Origin of the sequence: Vibrio lentus (genome assembly GCF_002875945.1) — a bacterium.
GTDB lineage: Bacteria > Pseudomonadota > Gammaproteobacteria > Enterobacterales > Vibrionaceae > Vibrio > Vibrio apostichopi.
The window spans coordinates 1-3,392 of record NZ_MCZK01000008.1 but is presented as its reverse complement, the minus strand read 5'-3'; the positions used below and the strand labels follow the sequence as shown (position 1 = coordinate 3,392).

The window sequence follows — 3,392 nt, the reverse complement described above, 5'->3', positions numbered from 1 at the left end:
GAATTACGCAACAAAGCCACACTCTCACGTATAAACGTCATCAAGATTTAGCTCTGGATAAGATCTCTGATTCACAAAGTGCGAATAACCAATATGACCCGAGAGATGAACAAGATGGCCGCGAACGAGCTTATCGACAGATAGTCGCAAGACGCGGGCAGGCTGCTTTCAGACGTTCATTGTTAAGAGCTTATAACTCTCGTTGTGCCATTACTGGAACAAGTATTGAAGGTGTTCTGGAAGCCGCTCATATAACGCCATATAACGGCGCTGATTCAAACCATGTTACCAATGGCATTCTATTACGAGCGGATATACATACTTTATGGGATCTGGACCTATTAGCTATTGACGAAGAGACACACACGGCCCTGATTGCTGATGAGCTTAAAGGCAGTGTCTATTCTGATTTGGAAGGGAAGACGGTGTCATTACCCGAAGACGTAAATGACAGGCCTTCTAAAGCTTGCTTATCTATACATCGTAATACTTTTGGTCTGTAGGTACCTCTGACGCCTTAAGGATTGCAAACGCGGACACACCGCGCGAAATAAAAATTTTTCGGGCCTTATGGTCACCACCACTTCGATAATCAATAGTTTAACCACGACTCCTCGATTTGGATCACGTTATGCGTAACGCTAGGGTTGATATGATATGCAACAATTTTTGATTCTATCAGCGGAACAGCAAATAAATGATTGAATTCGAGTATTTATCTACTCCTTGATGAATCTTATATTGAACCGGAGATAGTCTTTTAGTTACTGAAAGGAGGTGGGTTTGAATCAATTGGTAGTTTCATTAATCGTAATTCTAATGCCTGGAATTATGGCTACGATTATTTGCGATAAATTAACGAACCACTCTAAGTGGGATTCATTTAAGTTTGGGTTGTATTCCTTAACGTTGGGTATGGCATGTTATGTATGTCTGCAAGCTTTGACCTATGTGTATGATGTGTTCAATGCGGCATCGCTAACTTTTGAGGATATTCAATGGTCTAATTTGAATATTTGGAGTAGCGCATTAAATGGAGGGAGCGGGCTGAACGCCTGGGAAATCTGTGTTGCAGTAATTTTATCTGTTCCAGTGGCATTCTTTTCGTCTTGGTTAATCAATTTCAAGATTTTTAACAAATTAGCTCAGAAGTTAAGGGTATCAAGTAAGTTTGGGGATGAAAATTTGTACTCATACTATCTTAACTCACAAGAGATTGATTGGGTTTATGTTAGAGATCGAGAAAATGGTTTTACATATCAAGGTCGAGTTGTATCTCACTCAGAAACCGATACTTTGCAAGAGTTAGTTTTATCTCAGGTATCAGTTTATGGGTATGAAGATTCGGAGTTATACTACGACGTACCTACAATCTATATATCTAGAGAGATTGGAAAGCTAGTTATTGAAGCTATACCAACAGAAATATTAGGAGTCACAGATGAGTGAAAAAAAACCAATAAATGAAGGGTTTACCCGCAATATACAAAAAGGGGAGAACAAGCCGACTGGAAAAGCGAATGTGAAACCAACACAGCCGCCCCCGGCCCCGAAGCCTAAATCAAACTAAGATTATTTAAAAATTTAAGGCGCCAATCGGCGCCTTAAATGATTTTTTGACCTTTGTTTTAACAAACAAAACTTAATTGAGAAGTTAGGTTTATTATAAAGAATGAGCGTCTAGTACCTATTTCGATTATTGAATACTAAACTTCAACAGGGATTTCTGTTGTTATACGTGGCTCAATTTCGGTGAGTATATTTGCGTAAGTATCCAAAATGTCGTTGAAAATCTTTTTATGTTTAGGTGCTTTTAACGTTACAACGAATGCATACCTTATCACTTCAGCTCTTGAAGAACTCACAGGAGCGCCACCTTCACGAGCCATATAATGAATTTCAAATGTGGGTTCGCTCATTTTGCTTCCGATCTTAGTCTTCTCTGCATGTAAAACAGATTCCCATTTTGCTGCGTCAGCGCGTAACTCTGCTTCTGTGGCAATTTTCTTTTGTTTGAAGAACGGCTCTTTTTTATCATTTACAGACCAAGATATTTCAACGCCAGCTCTGGTGTACATTGAAGTATCTTGAGGGTCTACCGGTGTAGAGTAGCAACACGTAGCCGAAATGGTAACTTTCCCATCAACGCCAGCTTCCGGGATTGGTACTGGAACTTTGAGGTATTTACCCGGAGATAATTCACCTTGGTAGATTATCTTAGCCTCTCCATCCGATGATTCAATTAATGAATCAATCGATTTTGGCACTTTCCCCCAGCCCACATGCGCTTTAGAGTGGCCGTTTGAGTTAGCGTTATTTATGAGCAATGCTTTGATTGCTAAAGGGGTTATGTCATGCCCCATAAGAGCACGGATGCCAACAGCTTTCCGAAGTAAGTATGGAGCACTAAAACTTGTTCCACATTGAGGTATAACACTTGGAGTGACTTCAGAAGATAGCACATGAAAGTACTCTTTTGGAGAACCCCCAAAAGCGACTAAGTCTGGTTTTACACGTCCTGGAGCTCGACCGGGACCTGAAGCACTGTAGATGGTTTTTTGCCAATTAGGACATTGTGTGGAAGCAGCTCCGACAGATATAGCATTTACACAATCTGATGGTACCTGAATACGATCTAACCCAAGAGAAGAGTCATTTTCCCCATTGTTTCCAGCAGCAATTGTTAAGAATGTTCTTCCATCAGCTAAATAAGTATCTAACAGTGAAGTCCATGGATGAATCTCATCATCGTCAATAGGAAGGTCAGGCCCCAAACTTAGGTTTAGAAATTCGTATTGATGTGAGAGTAAAACTTCCTCAATATGACCTAGTGTTCGGTACAGCTCGAGTGGCTCTTCTCCATGGATATCATTATCTAGAACACGATAGTGATCTACATATGAGAATGGTCTAGGTACTGGTTCTCCTGGGTCTAACGGGCCAAATAAGAATGCTGATGTTACTCCTAACCCATGATCGGGCCCACCGTTAAGGTCTGTTGCAGAATTATTGCTGAGTCTATAGTCTTTCACCCATGGTTGAACTACCGAATATTCAGGTAAACCGCCATCCAAGATTGCTACTTTTACATCGGCAGCATATGGGGGAGCCGTAGGAAGATTCACCCCTGAACCCATTGAGTTGGTTCTGACTATAGGCCTGAACGACCGCATTGCCGGTACTGGACGAACAACTCGGACAAATGAAAACTTGGCGAGCTCTGTTAAATTGCTCTGATTTCCAATTATAGGTAAAAACCACAAGTTTGAAACGTCGAAGCTGAGGTCGACTCTACATTCATATTCAAGTTTATTTGCGAGTTTAACAAACGCTTTTTTAATTGAATTGGAATTGTGGCCAGGTAGTAGTTGAAGGGGCTTTGTTGCGTAATT

General features: G+C 40.8%; 4 protein-coding genes. 3 read left to right on the top strand and 1 reads right to left on the bottom strand.

What is annotated here, in order from left to right; translation table 11 throughout:
- The 3 genes from BCT49_RS00875 to BCT49_RS26240 all read left to right on the top strand — a co-directional run.
- Positions 1–503 (top strand): HNH endonuclease (locus BCT49_RS00875; protein WP_133151625.1); only part of this gene is annotated, 503 nt, incomplete at its 5' end.
- A gap of 280 nt (positions 504–783) precedes the next feature.
- On the top strand, positions 784–1,449 hold the full coding sequence (locus tag BCT49_RS00870) for a hypothetical protein (protein WP_102433785.1): 666 nt from the start codon (positions 784–786) through the stop codon (positions 1,447–1,449).
- Positions 1,442–1,570 (top strand): hypothetical protein, encoded by a 129-nt coding sequence (locus tag BCT49_RS26240; protein ID WP_277869402.1) that lies wholly within the window; start codon positions 1,442–1,444, stop codon positions 1,568–1,570. Before BCT49_RS00870 ends, BCT49_RS26240 begins: the two co-directional genes overlap by 8 nt.
- Before the next feature lie 136 nt (positions 1,571–1,706).
- On the opposite strand, the gene BCT49_RS00865 is transcribed toward BCT49_RS26240, so the two are convergent.
- Positions 1,707–3,392 (bottom strand): S8 family peptidase (locus BCT49_RS00865; RefSeq protein WP_102433784.1); only part of this gene is annotated, 1,686 nt, incomplete at its 5' end.

Bases quoted from the DNA above. Each gene is read 5' to 3' on its own strand.
- BCT49_RS26240 (WP_277869402.1), top strand. From the start codon at position 1,442: ATGAGTGAAAAAAAACCAATAAATGAAGGGTTTACCCGCAATATACAA.